This window comes from Pseudonocardia sp. HH130629-09 (assembly GCF_001294645.1).
Taxonomy (GTDB): Bacteria; Actinomycetota; Actinomycetes; order Mycobacteriales; family Pseudonocardiaceae; genus Pseudonocardia.
The window spans coordinates 155,904-172,756 of record NZ_CP011869.1 but is presented as its reverse complement, the minus strand read 5'-3'; the positions used below and the strand labels follow the sequence as shown (position 1 = coordinate 172,756).

Sequence of the window (16,853 nt, the reverse complement as noted above, 5' to 3'; positions counted from 1 at the left end):
CGAAGGCTCTCGGACAGCCGACCCCTACCAGGATGGGGCCTGTCTCGTGATCGGTGTTTCGGCGTCGTTGCTCAGTAGGTCTCGGCTCCCGGCCAGCGGTCACCGAACGTGATGGCGAACGCGTTGATCACGGGCTTCCAACGCATCGTCCACCTCGTGCGGCCCGTCCCGGTCGGGTCCAGGCTGCGAGTCACAAGATACAAGCATTTCATCGCAGCCTGCTCAGTGGGGAAATGACCACGCGCCCGCACCGCGCGCCGGTAGCGGGCGTTAAGCGATTCGATCGCATTCGTAGAGCAGATCACCCTTCGAATCTCGACGTCGTAGTCCAAGAACGGCACGAACTCTTCCCACGCGTTGCGCCATAGCCGGATCATCGCCGCGTACTTACGGCCCCATTTCTCGTCGAGCTCATCCATAGCGATAAGTGCTGCATTCGGGTTGGGCGCGGCATAGATTGGTTTGATGTCGCGCTTCACCGCGTCCCAGTCCTGTCGACCCACCAGCCGGAAAGTGTTTCGGATCAGGTGCACGACGCAGGTTTGGACAATGGTTTGCGGCCACACGTTGGCCACGACCTCCGGGAGTCCTTTGAGGCCGTCGCAGACCAGGAACAGCACGTCACGCACGCCGCGGTTCTTCAGGTCGACCAGCACGCTCATCCAGAACTTCGCGCCCTCACTGCCGACGCCCATCCACAGCCCCAGCACGTCCTTGCAGCCGTCCACGGTGACGCCGATGGCTGCGTAGACCGGCCGGTTGGCGACCTGCCCGTCCCGGACCTTGACGTGGACAGCGTCGATGAACACCGCGGCGTACACCGAATCCAACGGCCGACCAACCCAGTCATTCATCTCGGCGACGACCTTGTCGGTGATCCGCGAGACCGTCTCCTTCGATACTGACGCCCCATAGATGTCAGCGAAATGTGCGGAAACCTCCCCGGTCGTCATCCCTTTCGCATACAGCGACAGTACGACCTCGTCGACATCTGTGAGGCGCCGCTGACGCTTCTTCACGATCTGCGGCTCGAAAGTGCTGGCCCTGTCTCTCGGAACGTCGATCTCCACGTCACCCGCGGCATCCGAGAGAACCGTCTTCGAGCGGGACCCGTTCCGCACGTTGGTGGATTCCCGGCCGGGGTCGGCCCGGTTCTTGTCGTGCCCGAGGTGCTCGGTCATCTCCTCGTTCAGCGCCGTTTCCAGAACATTCTTGGTAAAGAGCTTCAACAGGCCGTCCGGGCCGGTCAACGCCAGCCCGCGCGCCTTCGCCTCGGCCACCATCGCCGCCGCAGCGGCCCGCTCCGCCGACGCCTGCCGAGCAGGCTTCGGGTCACCCTCGCTTGGATCCACAAGGTCCGATGTCATCACTGTCCGTGCCCATCTCGCCGGACCTCAGCCCGGCGTGTCGGGCCGAAAACACCGATCTTGAAACAGTCCCCCAGGATGGACGGGGCGATTCTGGTGAAGCCGTCGGATAAGCGCAGCTTGATGGTCGTCAGCACTTCTGGGGCCTATCGCGCCGACTGGGAACAGGTAGGGCACGACGGAGTGGTCCTTCTCGGATCGGGTGGGCGTCGTGCCGGTTCAGCCGGACGGGTGAGCTGCCCAGTCAGGGATCGAGGGAAACGGTGCGAGGCGGTAGGGCGGAGGCTCGGTGCCGTGCAGGTGCCGGACAAGGTAGTCCCAGGTGCGCCGTGTGACGTAGTGGAAGCGGCCGTGGAAATTGTGCTCGACGCCGGGAATGACAAGCATGTCGACGTCGGCGTCGGCGTCGATGAGCGCGTCAACCAGCCGCATGCTCTGGTGGGGCAGGACGTTGTCGTCGAGTTCGCCGTCGATGAGTAGTAGCTTGCCGCGCAGGTTGGCAGCGTGCACTGTGTTGATCAGTGCCGCACGGGTTTCTGCGGTGATCTCTCCGTGGTGCTGTTCGACCCAGAACGGCAGGTAGGTCGAGAAATCGTGAGGGCCCGCTTGTGCGACGCCCACCGAATAGAAGTCCGGACGGGTCAGCAGTGCCCGGACGGTGAAGAAACCGCCGCCGGAGTGGCCGGTGATACCGACACGGTCGGTGTCGAGCCACGGGTGGCGTCGGCCGAGCTCGCGGATGGCGGCCACGTGGTCGTCGAGTGCCGCGGACATCCCGAGGTCGCCATAGGAGTGGTCGAGGAAGGCCTTGCTGCGTACCGGGGTGCCCCGACCGTCGAGGGCGACGACCGCGAATCCGAGTGCGGCCAGTGCTTCGGCCTCCCCGGTGAACAGGTCCCCGAACGCCGGCGAGGCTCGGTGAATGTTGGGTCCGGGATAGGTGTGGTCGACCACGGGATAGCGCTGGGCGGGGTCGAAGCCGTGCGGGCGCCACAACAGCCCGTAGATCGGGGTGTGTCCGTCGGCGGCGGTCGTGCGGAACCGCTCGGGTGGGCTCCAGCCGGCTGCCGCCAGTGCCGTCGTGTCCGGAGCCTCGAGCTCGGCCAGCACCTGACCGTCGTTCCCGAGGACCCGCGTGCGGGGCGGGAACTCGACGGTCGATGCGCGATCGACGACGTAGTCGCCACCTCGGGGTGGGGCGACGGCGTCGTGGTCGAGGTCGTCGTCGGTGACCCGCACAAAGCCGCCGCCGTCAAGGTCGACCCGGCACACCTGGCGGACATAGGGATCGTCGTTCAGCCCGCACGCGAGGAACCACACCCGACGGCGGTCTTCGTCGACCCTCAGCACCCGCCGGACCAGCCACTGACCCTTGGTGAGCTGCCCGCGCAGCTCCCCTTCGGCCGAGTAGAGATACAAGTGGCCCCAGCCGTCGCGCTGCGACCACCACAGAATCTCCCCCGAGTCCAGGACCCGCACTAGTGGCGGGATGTGCAGGTACGGCGAGGGATCCACTCTGGTCCGGCCGGTCTCGGTGATCAGTGTCGTCATCGCACCTGTGCCGGGAGCGAGGCGGCGCAGCTCGAGAGTGCGCCCGTCGCGCGACTGGTGCAGGATGTGCACCGCTTCGCCCTTCGCCCCGGTCCACCACCGCCGGTCGAGGGCGTAAGGGGCGGTGAGCACCTCCGGTCCGCCCGCGGCGATGATGTTCTGCCTGGTGCGGACATCAAGAATGTGCCACGTCATCGTGGCCTGTGCTTCGTCACCGGGCATCGGGTAGCGGATGTGGTGGGCGACCGGCGGTCCGCCGTTCTTCGGTGCGGCCTCGACCAGAACTTGTTCTGGCAACTCGCGCTGGTCGATCCGATGGGTGATCAACCGGGTGGAGTCCGGCGACCACGCCGCCACGAGCAGCGATTCGACTCCCAGCAGTGGGAGCTTCACCTTGGTCGCCGCCTCGGGCATCCCACCGTAGTCCCAGTGAGGCTCGGCATCGTGGGTGAGCGCGAACTCCTGCTTCCCGTCACGAGCGCGAACCCACACATCACCGTCGCGTCGGAAGGCCACCCATGCCCGGTCCGGGGACGCGATCTCCCCCGGACCCACTGTCGGGCCCTCGTCGACAGCGAGGCAGTGGCCGGATTTCTCAGACCACTCCCATCGGGTGTCGTGCGCCGAGAAGCGGATCGTGTCCGCGCTGCGGTCGGGGACCTCGAAGTCGACCCGATCCAGGGGGAGGTCGTCGGCTTCCACCGCCCGCCCGGACGCCCGGGACAACTCCGTGGCGAGCCGCTCGTGGTCGAACGCGTCGCAACGGAGACCGGAGGTCGGTTCGACCAGGATGTGGCGAGCTCTGGACCGGTACCAGAACCGCGCTCCGTCCCTGGACCACTGCGGTGCCACCATCGCGGTCGGGACCAACCGGTCGCGGTACGGCGCGAGCATCTGCTCGGCACGGGAGTAGTCGGTGTCGGTGACAGGGGTGTACTCGGACGAGTGGTCCATGAGAGGCCTCGTGGTAGGTGCCGGCGCTGCAGGTTGCGGACGTGTGAGCGTGGGTCAGTGATGCGTGCCGTCCTGAAGAGACGCTGTGCCGTCGGGGCATACGCAAGCTGTGTCGCCGAGTCGTGTGGCCCGCTTGACATCCTGTCGACCATGCTGAGACGGCACGGAGTCAGGTCGAGGGGGAAGATCGACCTGAGGCGGCCGGGACGCTGGCGGCGAGCAGCGCAGTGCGGCCGAGCGCCGCGGGCGGGGACTGCGACCCTCGAAAGCGATGCAGGATCGAAGTACGCGAACCTGCTCGCCGAGCCCGCCGAGCCCGCCGATCACGCCTCGGGCCGGTCCCGCGGCGGGCTGTCGACGAAGACTTACCGACTCGTCGGCGGACACGGCCGACCGCCGGTGGTCCTGGTCGGGCCCGGCCAGAGCGCGACCCGCCGATGTTCCCGCACCTGACGGCGTGATGGTGGTGGTCGAGGTCGCCTCCTCAGCGCTGGTGGCGGTGTCGGGGATCGTGGTGACGCGGGAGCGGGCGAGGACGTCGAGGCCGAGGTAGCGGCGTCCTTCGGCCCATTCGTCGTGTTGCTCGGCCAGGACCGCGCCGACGAGGCGGATCAGGGAGTCGCGGTCGGGGAAGATCCCGACGACGTCGGTGCGGCGCCGGATCTCACGGTTCAGGCGCTCGGAGGGGTTGTTCGACCAGATCTGGCGCCACAGTTCTTTCGGGAAGCCGGTGAAGGCCAGGACGTCGGCTCGGGCGGCGTCGAGGTGCTCGGCGACCTTCGGGAGCTTGTCGGCCAAGGCGTCGAGGACCCGGTCGAACTGGGCGTGCACCGATGCGGCGTCGGGCTGGTCATAGACCGAGTGCAGCAACGCCCGCACCCACGGCCAGGACTGCTTCGGGGTCGCAGCCATCAGGTTCGCCGCGTAGTGCGTCCTGCACCTCTGCCAGGCGGCGCCGGGCAGGGTCGCCCCGATCGCGGACACCAAGCCGGCGTGGGCGTCGCTGGTGACCAGCGCGACGCCGGTCAGACCGCGGGCGGTGAGGTCGCGGAAGAACCCCAGCCAGCCGGCGCCGTCCTCGGCGGAGCTGACCTGCAGGCCGAGGATCTCCCGGTGTCCGTCGCCGTTGACCCCGGTGGCGAGCAGGGCGTGGACTGCCACGACCCGGCCGCCCTCGCGGACTTTGAGCACGAGCGCGTCGGCGGCGACGAAGGTGTAGGGGCCCTGGTCGAGCGGACGCGTCCGGAACTGCTCGACTTGGCCGTCGAGGTCCCGGACCATCTCTGAGACCTGCGACTTCGACAACCTCGTGATGCCCAGGGAGTCGACGAGTTTCTCCATCCGCCGCGTCGAGACCCCGAGCAGGTAGCAGGTCGCGACCACCGTGGTCAGGGCCCGCTCCGCCCGGCGACGACGCTCCAGCAACCAGTCGGGGAAGTAGGAGCCGTTGCGCAGCTTGGGGATCGCCACGTCGATCGTGCCAGCGCGGGTGTCGAAGTCGCGGTGGCGGTAGCCGTTGCGGGTGTTCGTGCGAGCCTCGGAACGCTCGCCCCAGGCCGCGCCGCACACCGAGTCGGCGTCGGCGGACATCAGGGTGTTGATGAACGTGGTCAACATGTGGCACAGCAGATCCGGGCTCGCCTGGGACAGCTGCTCGTGCAGGAACTCGGTGGGGTCGATACTGGAGGGTGCGGTCATCGCGTGATCCATCTTCTGTGGGCTGTGAGAGGCGTTCAGAAGATCACGCGGTGGCCGCCCTACAGCTCGACCAGCTCGTCACCGGGCCGGTCGCACACCACCTTGGTGGACGCCACTATTTCCCCACGGCTCCTGTGCTCGCCACCGGGCCCGGACTCGGTCCTTCCGACACCGTTGCCAGCCCGACTAGTCGTGCTTAGTCTTCGAGGTACTAGGATCGCGGCTCAACGGGAAGGCGAACTCATGAGCATGCAGCTGCTCGCCGGGACGATGGAGTGCCGAAACGGCAACTGTCCGACCGCATGGCTGACCGAGCGGGGATCGGTGATCGTGCAGGGCTACATCGCATCCGCTCTGACGGTGCGGGTGCCGCGCGACATCGTCGAACGCGCCGCGCGCGAACTGCAGATGCACGGCCTGCCCGTCGGCGCCGTGCCGGCGCCGCGGTCCGAGACCATCCGAGCGGCGGGGGAGTGGTTCCTCGTGGCCGGCACCCCGACGACGCTGGCATGCCCCGAGGGAGAACGCGCCCACGAGATCCTGGTGAGCGATGTGCTCACCGCCGTCGACGAAGCGACGAGGGAGGCCGTATGACCCCCGAGGACCTGGACGAGCTCTACCGGACCTACGAGCACTCCGCGTTTCGGCTGGAATGCCGCGACGTCTACGCGATCCCCGGCGAGGACCCGGATTTCGACGCCGTCCTCGCCCACAAGCCCTTCCCCGCGCGCACGGTCGACGACGACGACTGGCTGGCCAACGTCCACGCCCAGGTCGGCCGCGGAAAGTACTTCGGCCGGGTCCGGCTGCTCGGCCACCCGGTCACCGACTACACCCGGTTCCAGCTGCTCTGCTACCCCCGGGAGAACATCCCCGCCGGCGAGGACGTCCGCATCCTGGACCGACACTGGCTCGCCGAGGGCGACGATGCCTGGACTCGGCAGGACTTCTGGATGTTCGACGAGCGGCTCGTGGTGCTGCAGCACTTCGACGACGAAGGGCACTTCCTCGGGGTCTCGCAAGCCAGCGATCCCGCCCCCTACATCGCCATCCGTCGTCGCGCGGTCGAGCTGTCCGTCCCGTTCGACGACTACCGGCTGGTCCCGGCCCCGCGATCGGGTGTCGAGACCCCTGAGCGCGCTGCGAGCTAACCCCCTTGACCCACGCCGACATCCACCCACAGCACCAGCGCCTGGCGGCGCGCTTGAAGGAGCTTCGCCAGGCCGCTGGGCTCTCGGCTGCGGCCCTGGGTGAGCAGCTCGGCTGGTCGCAGAGCAAGACCTCCAAGATGGAGAACGGCCACTCCGCCCTCGTGCTTGCCGACATCGAGCAGTGGCTCGACACGGTCCAGGCCGACGAGGACGTGCGTGCAGAGCTGCTCACACTCGCCCAGGAGGCGGGGACCCGGGTACGTCCGTGGCGCAACAGCAACCGCCCCGACGGGCCCAGCCAGCAGGACGCCAGGGCTCGGCGTGACGCAACGACCAGCGGGATCGGGGTGTATCAGTCCGAGGTTGTTCCCGGGCTGTTGCAGACCCCGGACTACGCGCGCAGACTGCGCGAGGTCCACAGCCTGCTCCCCGCCGCGGAGATCCCCGCCGCGGAGATCCCCGCCGCGGTGCTGTCGCTGATGAACCGTCAGACAGTCCTGTTCGACGAATCGAAGCAGTTCGACCTGGTCATGACCGAGACCGCGCTGCGATGGCGGCCCGGTCCGGCTTCGGTGATGCTCGCTCAGCTCGACCGCATCGCCGCGCTGGCCAGCCTCCCCAACGTGCGCATCGGTGTGCTCTCCCGCGAGACACAGGAGCGCACCGAGGTCCGCCCCCTGCACTCCTTCGTGCTCCTGCGCTACGACGACGCACCCACGACCGTCGAGATCGAGACGCTCACCGCCGAGCAGGAAGTGACCGACCCGGCCGACGTCAAGCTCTACGAGCAGTTCCTCGCCGAGCAGCAGCAGTTCGCAGAGCACGGCCCCGCTCTGCTCGCCCTGCTCGACCGCCTCCGCGCCGACCTCTCCTCGAACACCCCGCTCTAGTCGCAGAACGACTAAGGCCCGCGATCAGCGAAATAGCTGGTCGCGAGCCTTTCCTGTGCGCACTGGTTAGTCGCGAGAGCGTAGGGGCGGACTTGCGACTAGTCTGGATGTAGAGATGCCCCGGCGGGTGCGACCGCCGAGGCATCTGAGCGGACAACCGGACCGATCCCCCATCACGAGGAAGTCAGGCGCCCATGAAGACCGTACCCAGGAACGTCGACCCTCAGGCGGTGCCCTGCTCGCCACCGTGTGCCGATGCCGACGTGATCGAGCTCTTCTTCCCCGTCGGCACGGCCGGTCCGGCCCTGCAGCAGATCGCCGAGGCCAAGGCCATCTGCCGTCGCTGCCCGGTGCTGCAGGCCTGCCGGGCCGAGGCCCTGGCTCGGCCCGGCGCCTTCACCCACGGTGTCGTGGGCGGGCTCAGCGAGGACGAGCGGCACGCGCTGCTGCGGCGTCGCGCGGCACGGGAGCGGGGATCCGATGAGCGCCCCAACCAGCAACGGCCACCACCGTCCGACGCCGCAGTCCACGCTCCCGGCCGAGCAGTGGGGGAGCGAGTTCGTCCCCTCCGACGCCACGAGTGAAGGAAACCCGGTCGAGAAGAACGGGGCCGACGCCAACGAGGTCCGGGCGCTGGCTCGCCAGGTCCACCAGGCTCGTGGCCTCGTCGCGCTCCAGGACGACCCGGCCCTGCACGAAGCACTGAGCCTTTGCCAACCTGGTGTTCGGGCTCGTCAGGGCGGCTACGGCGTGGCGTGCCCTCGGATGGGTGAAGCTCCTGGTAGACGGGCGATTGCTGAGATCGAAACCGTCCAACCAGGAGCTTCAAGGTGCTGTCCTACCCGTCCGGGATGACCGTGTCCAGCCGTGCCCTGCACGTACTCTCCGACGCGTTGCGCGCGCACCGCAACCAGCGCCAGAGCCGGTGGCGGAAGCTGACGGCGGGCCGTCAGGCCCTGCTCGTCATGGCCCACCTGCGCAAGGGCGAGACCTACGCCGACCTCGCCTGCGGTTTCCGGGTCGGGACCTCGACGGTGTACCGCTACCTGCGCGAGGCGATCGACCTGCTCGCGACGATGGCCCCCACCCTCGAGCAGGCCATCGAGATCGCCATCGGCAAGGCGTTCGTGATCCTCGACGGCACCTTGCTGCGCATCGACCGCGTCGGGATGGCCTCGGGCTATGACCGCGGGTTCTACTCCGGCAAGCACAAGTGCCACTGACTCAACGTCCAGGTCATCGCCGACCCCGCCGGCCGGCTGGTGTGGATCTCCCCGCCGCTTCCCGGAGCCCGCCACGACATGGGCGCCGCCCGCGAGCACGGCATCATCGACGCCCTGACCGAACATGACATCCCCGCCGCGGCCGATACCGCCTACCAGGGCGCCGGCCCGACGGTCGCGGTCCCGCACCGGCGGCGACGCAAGGACCCCGACACCGGCCGGTTCCGCCCGCTGTCGCACAACCAGCGCGAGGTCAACGCCGCTCACTCACGCCGCCGCGGACCCGGTGAGCGGGTCAACGCCGAGCTGAAGAACTGGAAGATCCTGCGCAAGATCCGCTCCAGCCCGAACCGGGCCGGACAGCTCATCGCCGCAGTTCAGACCCTCATGATCGTCAACACCTGACCAGGTTGGCAAAGGCTCAGTTAACTTAGCGGGGTGTGTCGCTGCCCTGTAGGTCTCTGGCTGGTTGGGGACTGTTTCAAGATCGGTGTTTTCGGCCCGACACGCCGGGCTGAGGTCCGGCGAGATGGGCACGGACAGTGATGACATCGGACCTTGTGGATCCAAGCGAGGGTGACCCGAAGCCTGCTCGGCAGGCGTCGGCGGAGCGGGCCGCTGCGGCGGCGATGGTGGCCGAGGCGAAGGCGCGCGGGCTGGCGTTGACCGGCCCGGACGGCCTGTTGAAGCTCTTTACCAAGAATGTTCTGGAAACGGCGCTGAACGAGGAGATGACCGAGCACCTCGGGCACGACAAGAACCGGGCCGACCCCGGCCGGGAATCCACCAACGTGCGGAACGGGTCCCGCTCGAAGACGGTTCTCTCGGATGCCGCGGGTGACGTGGAGATCGACGTTCCGAGAGACAGGGCCAGCACTTTCGAGCCGCAGATCGTGAAGAAGCGTCAGCGGCGCCTCACAGATGTCGACGAGGTCGTACTGTCGCTGTATGCGAAAGGGATGACGACCGGGGAGGTTTCCGCACATTTCGCTGACATCTATGGGGCGTCAGTATCGAAGGAGACGGTCTCGCGGATCACCGACAAGGTCGTCGCCGAGATGAATGACTGGGTTGGTCGGCCGTTGGATTCGGTGTACGCCGCGGTGTTCATCGACGCTGTCCACGTCAAGGTCCGGGACGGGCAGGTCGCCAACCGGCCGGTCTACGCAGCCATCGGCGTCACCGTGGACGGCTGCAAGGACGTGCTGGGGCTGTGGATGGGCGTCGGCAGTGAGGGCGCGAAGTTCTGGATGAGCGTGCTGGTCGACCTGAAGAACCGCGGCGTGCGTGACGTGCTGTTCCTGGTCTGCGACGGCCTCAAAGGACTCCCGGAGGTCGTGGCCAACGTGTGGCCGCAAACCATTGAGCCTTTTTCAACCTGACCAGCGAGCTTCTGCGTCAGGAGATCGCGAAGGTTGCAGCGCAACTGCTCTGACCCGAATCCGCGAGTAGGTCATGAGCTGATCTTGGTCGGCCAAAGTTGATGTTGCTTGGGTCGGGAGTTGGGTGGTGGGCAAGCGGGCGGCCCGAGTGTCGCCTCGGGTGGCGGGTTCCTGTGCTGGTCGGGGCCGGTGCGGCCGGGTCAGGACGGAGCGGGCAGGGCGCGGACGCGGGCGAGGACCTCGGCGAGTAGGTGCTCGCCGGGTGGTAGGCGCAGGGTGAGGCCGCGGGCGTGGCGCACGAGGCGGGCGGGGATGGTGATCAGCCGCCGGCGCAGGGTGGCGATCATGGCCTGGCCGCCGCGGACGCCGTGCCCGACCAGGCGCCCGTCGCGGGTGCGGGCGGTGAGGTGGTGCAGCCACCCGCTGGTGGTGGCGGCCAGGAGTGCGCCCCACATCCAGGCTCGGTTCACCGCGAGGTGTCCGGAGGGGAGGTGGCGCAGCGCGGCGCCGTGCTTGGTGTCGCGGAACAGGTTCTCCACCTTCGTGCGGTGGCGGTACCAGTACTCGGCCTGCGCGGCTGCGGCAGGTGTGGAGACGTCGAGGTTGGTCACGATGAACGAGTAGGCGAACACCCCGTCGACCTTGGCCACCGTAGCGAGGTCGTCGAGCGGGAGCGCCCGCTGGGCGGGGTGCAGGGTGCGTCGGCGCCGCGCTCGCGGGTCACCGGAGACCTGGCCGTGGTCCAGGTCGAGCCGGACCCGACGGATCAGCAGCTGGGTCGCTGCGGGCCACCAGTTCGGGCAATAGTCGGCCACCGCGACCTGCGCGCCGGTCATGTCGATCGCGTCGGTCCACCCGTCGGCCGCGACGCCGTCGAGGATGCGCCACAGCGGCGCGATGCGTCGGGCGCCGATGGCGAACTCCACGCCGACGAACAGGGCTGCGCGGGCGAGCTGCCCGGCGAAGTAGCCCGCGTCCGCACGCACGCGGACTCGCCCCGCCCGCGCCTGCGCGGGGAGCGCGGCCAGCGCCCGGTAGAACAGCTCGGCGCTGGTGGCGCGGGGGTCATCCCGGCCCGAACCGAGGTCAGCGGCCAGCACCACCGCGGTGTCGGCCCAGGTCGCGACGTGCGGGCGGGCGACCCGCTGGCCTTGGTGGTTGAACGCCACGCCCTGCTTGAGCCGGCCGTAAACCTCGACATCGGTGGTGTCCAGATCGATCGTCACGTCCGCCGTCAGCTGCTCGGCCCGGTCCGGGTCGACCTGGGCGAGCAGGTCCAGCGCGGTGGTGTGCACGTCACCGAGCCCGGTCTCCACCGCCGCCCACTGCCCCTCGATGAACTTGCGCGCGAGCCCGGCGGCGGTCGTGGACGCCAACCCCGGCACCGGCGTGAGTGCCTGCCCGGCGGTGTCGGCGCGGTGCCGGTCCAGCCCGACCAGGAAGTCCTCCCCGCACAGCTGCGCCGCCGACATGCCGACCAGCATCTGCCCGGCGCTGCACCCGCGGTCGCGGTCCTTGATGGGCCCGACCGCGGCGTCGAGCTTGTCGATGATCCCGAGCCGGTCGATCAGTTCGGTCACCGCGGCCAGCCCGGAGAACCTGGTCAGCGCCGCGTCCGGCGCGCCGAGACGCACCCGCGCACACCGCGGGCGTCGCTTGCGTACTGTTCGCACCTGATAGGTGTCCTCTCAACCCGCAATGTCGTGTCGTCGCAAACACGATCATCGCAGGTCAGCGGGCACCTATCGCCATCTCCCCAGTCCGGACACCAGCGCTACTCGCGGATTCGGGTCTGACCACAGCTGCACAGGTCACCGGCTCGCTAGCTCGGCGTCTGCACCCACACAACCAGGCCCCTGAGCTGCCGGAACGGCAGGTTGAAAAAGGCTCATTGTCCAAACCTGCGTCGTGCACCTGATCCGAAACACTTTCCGGCTGGTGGGTCGACAGGACTGGGACGCGGTGAAGCGCGACATCAAACCAATCTATGCCGCGCCCAACCCGAATGCAGCACTTATCGCTATGGATGAGCTCGACGAGAAATGGGGCCGTAAGTACGCGGCGATGATCCGGCTATGGCGCAACGCGTGGGAAGAGTTCGTGCCGTTCTTGGACTACGACGTCGAGATTCGAAGGGTGATCTGCTCTACGAATGCGATCGAATCGCTTAACGCCCGCTACCGGCGCGCGGTGCGGGCGCGTGGTCATTTCCCCACTGAGCAGGCTGCGATGAAATGCTTGTATCTTGTGACTCGCAGCCTGGACCCGACCGGGACGGGCCGCACGAGGTGGACGATGCGTTGGAAGCCCGTGATCAACGCGTTCGCCATCACGTTCGGTGACCGCTGGCCGGGAGCCGAGACCTACTGAGCAACGACGCCGAAACACCGATCACGAGACAGGCCCGATCAGTGGGCGTACCTGTCCGGAGTGCACCGACTGTCCCCTGCTGAGGTCACCCGTCTCGCCGGTCGGGTCGGGGCGGTGAAGGTGGGTGGGGCAGTCGAGAACTTGGCCCCCGCCATGTCGACGCGGACAAGGCCGAGATCAGCGGCTGTAGTCGGGCTACGGCTGGAGGCTGGTTGTGAGGTGGCCGTGTCGGAGCTGACTCCGGCAGCACTGGGGACGCTCAAGCACGCGGCGTCGATGAGCAATCCGTTGTTCGGTGAGCGGCAGCGGCGACGGCTGTCGACGTGGAACGTGCCCCGGTTCCTGTTGAGCTACGACGAGACAGTGGACGGTCGCCTCGTCCTGCCCCGCGGCCTCGGTGAGCGGATCGTCTCGGTGCTGAAGGAGGCGGGGAGCTGCGTCGAGATCGCCGACGAGCGCACCGACGGCGAGAGCCATAGCTTCGAGCTGTCGGTGACGCTGCGCGAGGACCAGGCTGCCGCCGTCTCGGACCTCGCTGCTCACGACCTCGGTGTGCTCGTCGCAGAGCCGGGTGCGGGGAAGACCGTCATGGGATGTGCGTTGATCGCGGAGCACGGTGTGGCCACGCTGATCCTGGTGGATCGCAAGGCGTTGGCGGATCAGTGGCGGAGCCGCGTCAGAGAGTTCTTGGGTGTTCGGGCGGGCCAGCTGGGCGCTGGACGGTCCTCGCTGCGGGGCGTCGTCGATGTCGTCACTCTGCAGACACTGAGCCTTTTTCAACCTGCCGTTCCGGCAGCTCAGGGGCCTGGTTGTGTGGGTGCAGACGCCGAGCTAGCGAGCCGGTGACCTGTGCAGCTGTGGTCAGAGCAGTTGCGCTGCAACCTTCGCGATCTCCTGACGCAGAAGCTCGCTGGTCAGGTTGAAAAAGGCTCACTCTACCACAACGTCTATACGCCAGTTTTCTCACTAGTAAGCCTCTTTGGTGGGTGATTATTCCAGAACTGCTGGAATGATGGTTCCGGTGACGTCGCCGAATCCGATCCGTGTCCCGTCCGGGCCGGGTGCGGTAGCGGAGATGACAACTTCGTCTCCGTCGAGTAGGAAGGTGCGCTTCTCGCCTTTGACTGTGATTGGTTCGTGCCCGCCCCAGGTCAGCTCGATGAACGCGCCGCGCTGGTGGCGCTCGGGCCCGGAGATCGTGCCCGACGCGTAGAGGTCACCGGGGCGGGTGGAGGCGCCGTTGATGGTCAGGTGCGCCAGCATCTGCGCCGGGGACCAGTACATCTCGCGGTACGGCGGGCGAGCCACCTCCTCGCCGTTCCACTCGACGACGAGCTCGATGTCCAGGCTGGCGTCCGTCTCACCACGCAGGTAGGGCAGCGGCTTCGGGTCCTGGCCGGGCAGCGGGACGCGGGCGTCGCGCAGCGCGGCGAGCGGAACCACCCACGGCGAGACCGAGGTCGCGAAACTCTTGCCCAGGTGCGGGCCGAGCGGCACGTATTCCCAGGCCTGCAGGTCGCGGGCGGACCAGTCGTTGACCAGGACCGCGCCGAATACGTGGTCGTCGAACGCGTCGACGCTGATCCGGGTGCCGAGCGCGGACCCGGTCCCGACGACGAAGCCGAGCTCGGCCTCGATGTCCAGGCGCTGCGCCGGACCGTAGGTAGGGACGTCGTCGGCCGGGGCCTTGCGCTGCCCGCACGGGCGGACGATCCCGGTCCCGGAGACGACGACGGTGCCGGCGCGGCCGTGGTAGCCGACGGGTAGGTGCTTCCAGTTTGACGTCAGCGGCTCGGAGTCCGGGCGGAATAGCTGTCCGAGGTTCGTGGCGTGGTGCTCGGAGGCGTAGAAGTCCACGTAGTCGCCGACGGTGAACGGCAGGTGCAGGGTCACCACAGCGACAGGGTGCACGGCGCGCTCTGGTATGTCACTGGCTGCGGCCTCGGTGATCGCGGCGCGGACGGCGGCCCAGCGGTCTCGGCCCTGGGCGAGGAACGGGTTCAGGGTGTCGGTGGCGAAGGTGGCGCGCTCGCCGGGCAGCAGTTCGGCGAGGTCGAGCACGGAGTCGCCGACACGCACCCCGACCCGTCGATCCCCTCCGTCGGGAGAGAACACGCCGTAGGGCAGGTTCGCGAGGCCGAAGAGTGATCCCTCGGGGATCTCGACGGTCGTCATGTTGGGGATCCCTCCCGGTCGGGGACGGTGATCAGGCCGAGGGCGACGAGCTCGGCCAGCGGGTCGGTGACACTGCAGGTGCCGTAGGACACGACGGCGCGACGGACGGCGGAGACTTGCACCGGAGCGAGCTCGTCCAGTCGGGTGGCGAGACCGGGGCCGTCGCGGTCGGCGAGGGCGGCGGCCGCATCGGACCTGCCGCCGCCGTCGAGGAGGACGGAGGTGGCGAGCAGCAGGTTCAGGAACCCGTGTTGGTCAAACCCGGTCGTTGGGTCGGTGGTGCGGACGGCGTGGTGGAGCCCGGCGGTGGCCTTGAACGCCACCCCGGCCGCGACGGCGTCGGTGAGCGCGGCGGCCAGCTCGCCGACCGGCGGGTACAGCTCGGCCCACACCCCACCGGTGCGGAATTTAGCGCGCAGGCCGAGTTCGGCGACCCGCCGGAGCACCGCGGGGCCGGAGCCGTCGCGCGGGATCTCGACGTAGGCGTCGATCCCGGCGGCGGACCCGGCGATCTGGTCCACGGCGTCCACCGGGTCCGCCGCCGGGGCGACCGGCACCTCGACCGACCGCAGATTCACCGGCAGCCGGGCCGCGGTGGCGCGCACCGCGTCGAGACCGTCCGGGCCGCCGGGCAGCGTGACCGACAGCGGTAGCGTCGTCTCGGCCGGGACTAACGTGGCCAGCTCGGCGAGGGCGCCGTCGGGCAGGATGAGCGGGCCGACAAGCGCGGCGTACCAGGCGTCGCGCCGATCCAGGTGGGCCCGCACCGCGGCCGGGAGCGATGCCGACCCGGGTGGGAAGACGGCCGCGTCGTCGCACAGGCCGGTGACCAGCGGGCCGATCACAACGGCGAACCCCGCCCGGCCCAGCTCCACGCGTACGACGGGTCCTCACAGGCCCGGCCGCCCTCACCGAGGGCCAGCGGCCGGAACGTGTCGACCATGACCGCGAGCTCGTCGAAGGACTCCGCGCCGAGCGCCCGCTCGACCGCGCCGGGCTGCGGGCCGTGGCTGTGCCCGCCCGGATGCAACGAGATCGACCCCTGCCCGATCCCGGAGCCCTTACGGGCCTCGTAGTCGCCGCCGCAGTAGAACATGACCTCGTCGGAGTCCACATTGGCGTGGTAATAGGGAACCGGCACGGCGAGCGGGTGGTAGTCGACCTTGCGCGGCACGAAGTTGCAGACCACGAAGCCGGAGCCCTCGAAGACCTGATGCGCCGGCGGCGGCTGGTGCACCCGACCGGTGATCGGCTCGAAGTCCGCGACGTTGAACGTGTACGGGTACAGGCAGCCGTCCCAGCCGACGACGTCGAACGGGTGCGTGGGCACCACGTAGCGGGTGCCGGTGATCCCGTCGGGCCCGCCGCGGTGCTTCACCAGCACCTCGACGTCGGCCTGCTCGACGAGCAGCGGCGCGCCCGGTCCGTGCAGGTCTCGCTCGCAGTACGGGGCGTGCTCGAGCAGCTGGCCGTAGCGCGACAGGTACCGCTTGGGCGGGGCGATGTGCGACGACGCCTCGATCGCGTAGGCGCGCAGCGGCTCGGACCCGCTGGGGACCCAGCGGTGGGTCGTCGCCCGCGGGAGGACGACGTAGTCGCCCTGGACCACGTGCAGCGCGCCGAACACGGTCTCGACGATCGCCGACCCGGACTCCAGGTAGACAACCTCGTCGCCGACGGCGTTGCGGTAGAGCGGGCTGACCTCCCCCGCGACGACGTAGGAGATCCGCACGTCGGCGTTGCCCAGCACCAGCCGGCGCCCGGTCACGACGTCGACCGACTTCCAGTCCGGGGTGCCGAGATCGTGCAGCCGCAGGTGGCGCGGGAGCAGCGGCCGGTTGTCGGTGAGCGACTGGTCGCCCGGGTCCCAGGGGGTGGCGTCGACGATCGCCGACGGGACGCCCGCGTGGTAGAGCAGCGAGGAGTCCGAGGAGAAGCCCTCCTCCCCCATCAGCTCCTCGTAGTAGAGCGTCCCGTCGGGGCGTCGATGCTGGGTGTGCCGCTTCGGCGGGACGTCACCAACATTCCGATAGAAACCCATCACAGCCTTCCCGCAACGCTAGACATCGTTCTGCTCTGCATCCATTTCCAC

At 68.6% G+C, this 16,853-nt stretch carries 10 protein-coding genes and 5 pseudogenes; 8 read left to right on the top strand and 7 right to left on the bottom strand.

Features of this window, described 5'->3' with window-relative positions; all coding sequences use genetic code 11:
* Positions 1-71: 71 nt before the first annotated feature.
* The 3 genes and pseudogenes from XF36_RS29105 to XF36_RS29095 form a co-directional block, all read right to left on the bottom strand.
* Complete coding sequence (locus XF36_RS29105) at positions 72-1,283, bottom strand: IS256 family transposase (protein WP_238589343.1); 1,212 nt, start codon at positions 1,281-1,283, stop codon at positions 72-74.
* Between the two features lie 303 nt (positions 1,284-1,586).
* A complete protein-coding gene (locus XF36_RS29100; protein WP_060715150.1) occupies positions 1,587-3,872 on the bottom strand; it encodes a S9 family peptidase in 2,286 nt (761 codons plus the stop codon).
* Positions 3,873-4,390: 518 nt separating this feature from the next.
* Positions 4,391-5,570, bottom strand: a pseudogene (locus XF36_RS29095) (IS256 family transposase); the annotation flags it as partial.
* Between the two features lie 243 nt (positions 5,571-5,813).
* Here XF36_RS29095 and XF36_RS29090 point away from each other — a divergent pair.
* From XF36_RS29090 to XF36_RS29065, 6 genes and pseudogenes are all read left to right on the top strand, one after another.
* Positions 5,814-6,164, top strand: a complete 351-nt coding sequence (locus XF36_RS29090) for a hypothetical protein (RefSeq protein WP_145981701.1) — start codon at positions 5,814-5,816, stop codon at positions 6,162-6,164.
* Positions 6,161-6,721 carry a DUF6879 family protein gene (locus XF36_RS29085; protein WP_060715148.1) on the top strand — a complete coding sequence of 187 codons (561 nt, stop codon included), beginning with the start codon at positions 6,161-6,163 and terminating at the stop codon, positions 6,719-6,721. The genes XF36_RS29090 and XF36_RS29085 overlap by 4 nt, the downstream gene beginning before the upstream one ends.
* 53 nt (positions 6,722-6,774) lie before the next feature.
* Positions 6,775-7,611: a DUF5753 domain-containing protein gene (locus tag XF36_RS29080; protein WP_168169628.1), complete on the top strand. Its 837-nt coding sequence runs from the start codon at positions 6,775-6,777 to the stop codon at positions 7,609-7,611.
* Positions 7,612-7,805: 194 nt separating this feature from the next.
* Positions 7,806-8,090 (top strand): annotated as a pseudogene (locus XF36_RS29075) (WhiB family transcriptional regulator); the annotation flags it as partial.
* Between the two features lie 351 nt (positions 8,091-8,441).
* Positions 8,442-9,239 (top strand): annotated as a pseudogene (locus XF36_RS29070) (transposase family protein).
* A gap of 140 nt (positions 9,240-9,379) precedes the next feature.
* A pseudogene (locus XF36_RS29065) lies at positions 9,380-10,189 on the top strand (IS256 family transposase); the annotation flags it as partial.
* 227 nt (positions 10,190-10,416) lie between these two features.
* Here XF36_RS29065 and XF36_RS29060 read toward each other — a convergent pair.
* The gene (locus XF36_RS29060; RefSeq protein WP_060710862.1) at positions 10,417-11,850 is read right to left on the bottom strand and encodes an IS1380 family transposase; all 1,434 of its coding nucleotides are present in this window, start codon (positions 11,848-11,850) and stop codon (positions 10,417-10,419) included.
* A gap of 259 nt (positions 11,851-12,109) precedes the next feature.
* Between XF36_RS29060 and XF36_RS29055 the strand changes: the two are divergent.
* Both XF36_RS29055 and XF36_RS29050 read left to right on the top strand, forming a co-directional pair.
* Positions 12,110-12,586, top strand: a pseudogene (locus XF36_RS29055) (transposase); the annotation flags it as partial.
* A gap of 225 nt (positions 12,587-12,811) precedes the next feature.
* A complete protein-coding gene (locus tag XF36_RS29050) occupies positions 12,812-13,432 on the top strand; it encodes a DEAD/DEAH box helicase family protein (protein WP_168169627.1) in 621 nt (206 codons plus the stop codon).
* Between the two features lie 144 nt (positions 13,433-13,576).
* On the opposite strand, the gene fahA is transcribed toward XF36_RS29050, so the two are convergent.
* From fahA to XF36_RS29035, 3 genes are read right to left on the bottom strand one after another with little or no spacing between them, the layout of a single operon-like run.
* Entirely contained in the window at positions 13,577-14,761 is a 1,185-nt protein-coding gene (gene fahA, locus XF36_RS29045) for a fumarylacetoacetase (RefSeq protein ID WP_060715145.1), read from the bottom strand.
* On the bottom strand, positions 14,758-15,636 hold the full coding sequence (locus XF36_RS29040) for a hypothetical protein (protein WP_193394054.1): 879 nt from the start codon (positions 15,634-15,636) through the stop codon (positions 14,758-14,760). The genes fahA and XF36_RS29040 overlap by 4 nt, the downstream gene beginning before the upstream one ends.
* Positions 15,603-16,802 (bottom strand): homogentisate 1,2-dioxygenase, encoded by a 1,200-nt coding sequence (locus tag XF36_RS29035; RefSeq protein ID WP_060715144.1) that lies wholly within the window; start codon positions 16,800-16,802, stop codon positions 15,603-15,605. Before XF36_RS29035 ends, XF36_RS29040 begins: the two co-directional genes overlap by 34 nt.
* Positions 16,803-16,853: the final 51 nt, after the last annotated feature.

Excerpts from the sequence above, each read along its gene's own strand:
- XF36_RS29105 (WP_238589343.1), bottom strand. The coding sequence starts at position 1,283 with ATGGTGGCCGAGGCGAAGGCGCGCGGGCTGGCGTTGACCGGCCCGGAC.
- XF36_RS29090 (WP_145981701.1), top strand. The coding sequence starts at position 5,814 with ATGAGCATGCAGCTGCTCGCCGGGACGATGGAGTGCCGAAACGGCAAC.
- XF36_RS29035 (WP_060715144.1), bottom strand. The coding sequence starts at position 16,802 with ATGGGTTTCTATCGGAATGTTGGTGACGTCCCGCCGAAGCGGCACACC.
- XF36_RS29100 (WP_060715150.1), bottom strand. The coding sequence starts at position 3,872 with ATGGACCACTCGTCCGAGTACACCCCTGTCACCGACACCGACTACTCC.
- fahA (WP_060715145.1), bottom strand. The coding sequence starts at position 14,761 with ATGACGACCGTCGAGATCCCCGAGGGATCACTCTTCGGCCTCGCGAAC.
- XF36_RS29085 (WP_060715148.1), top strand. The coding sequence starts at position 6,161 with ATGACCCCCGAGGACCTGGACGAGCTCTACCGGACCTACGAGCACTCC.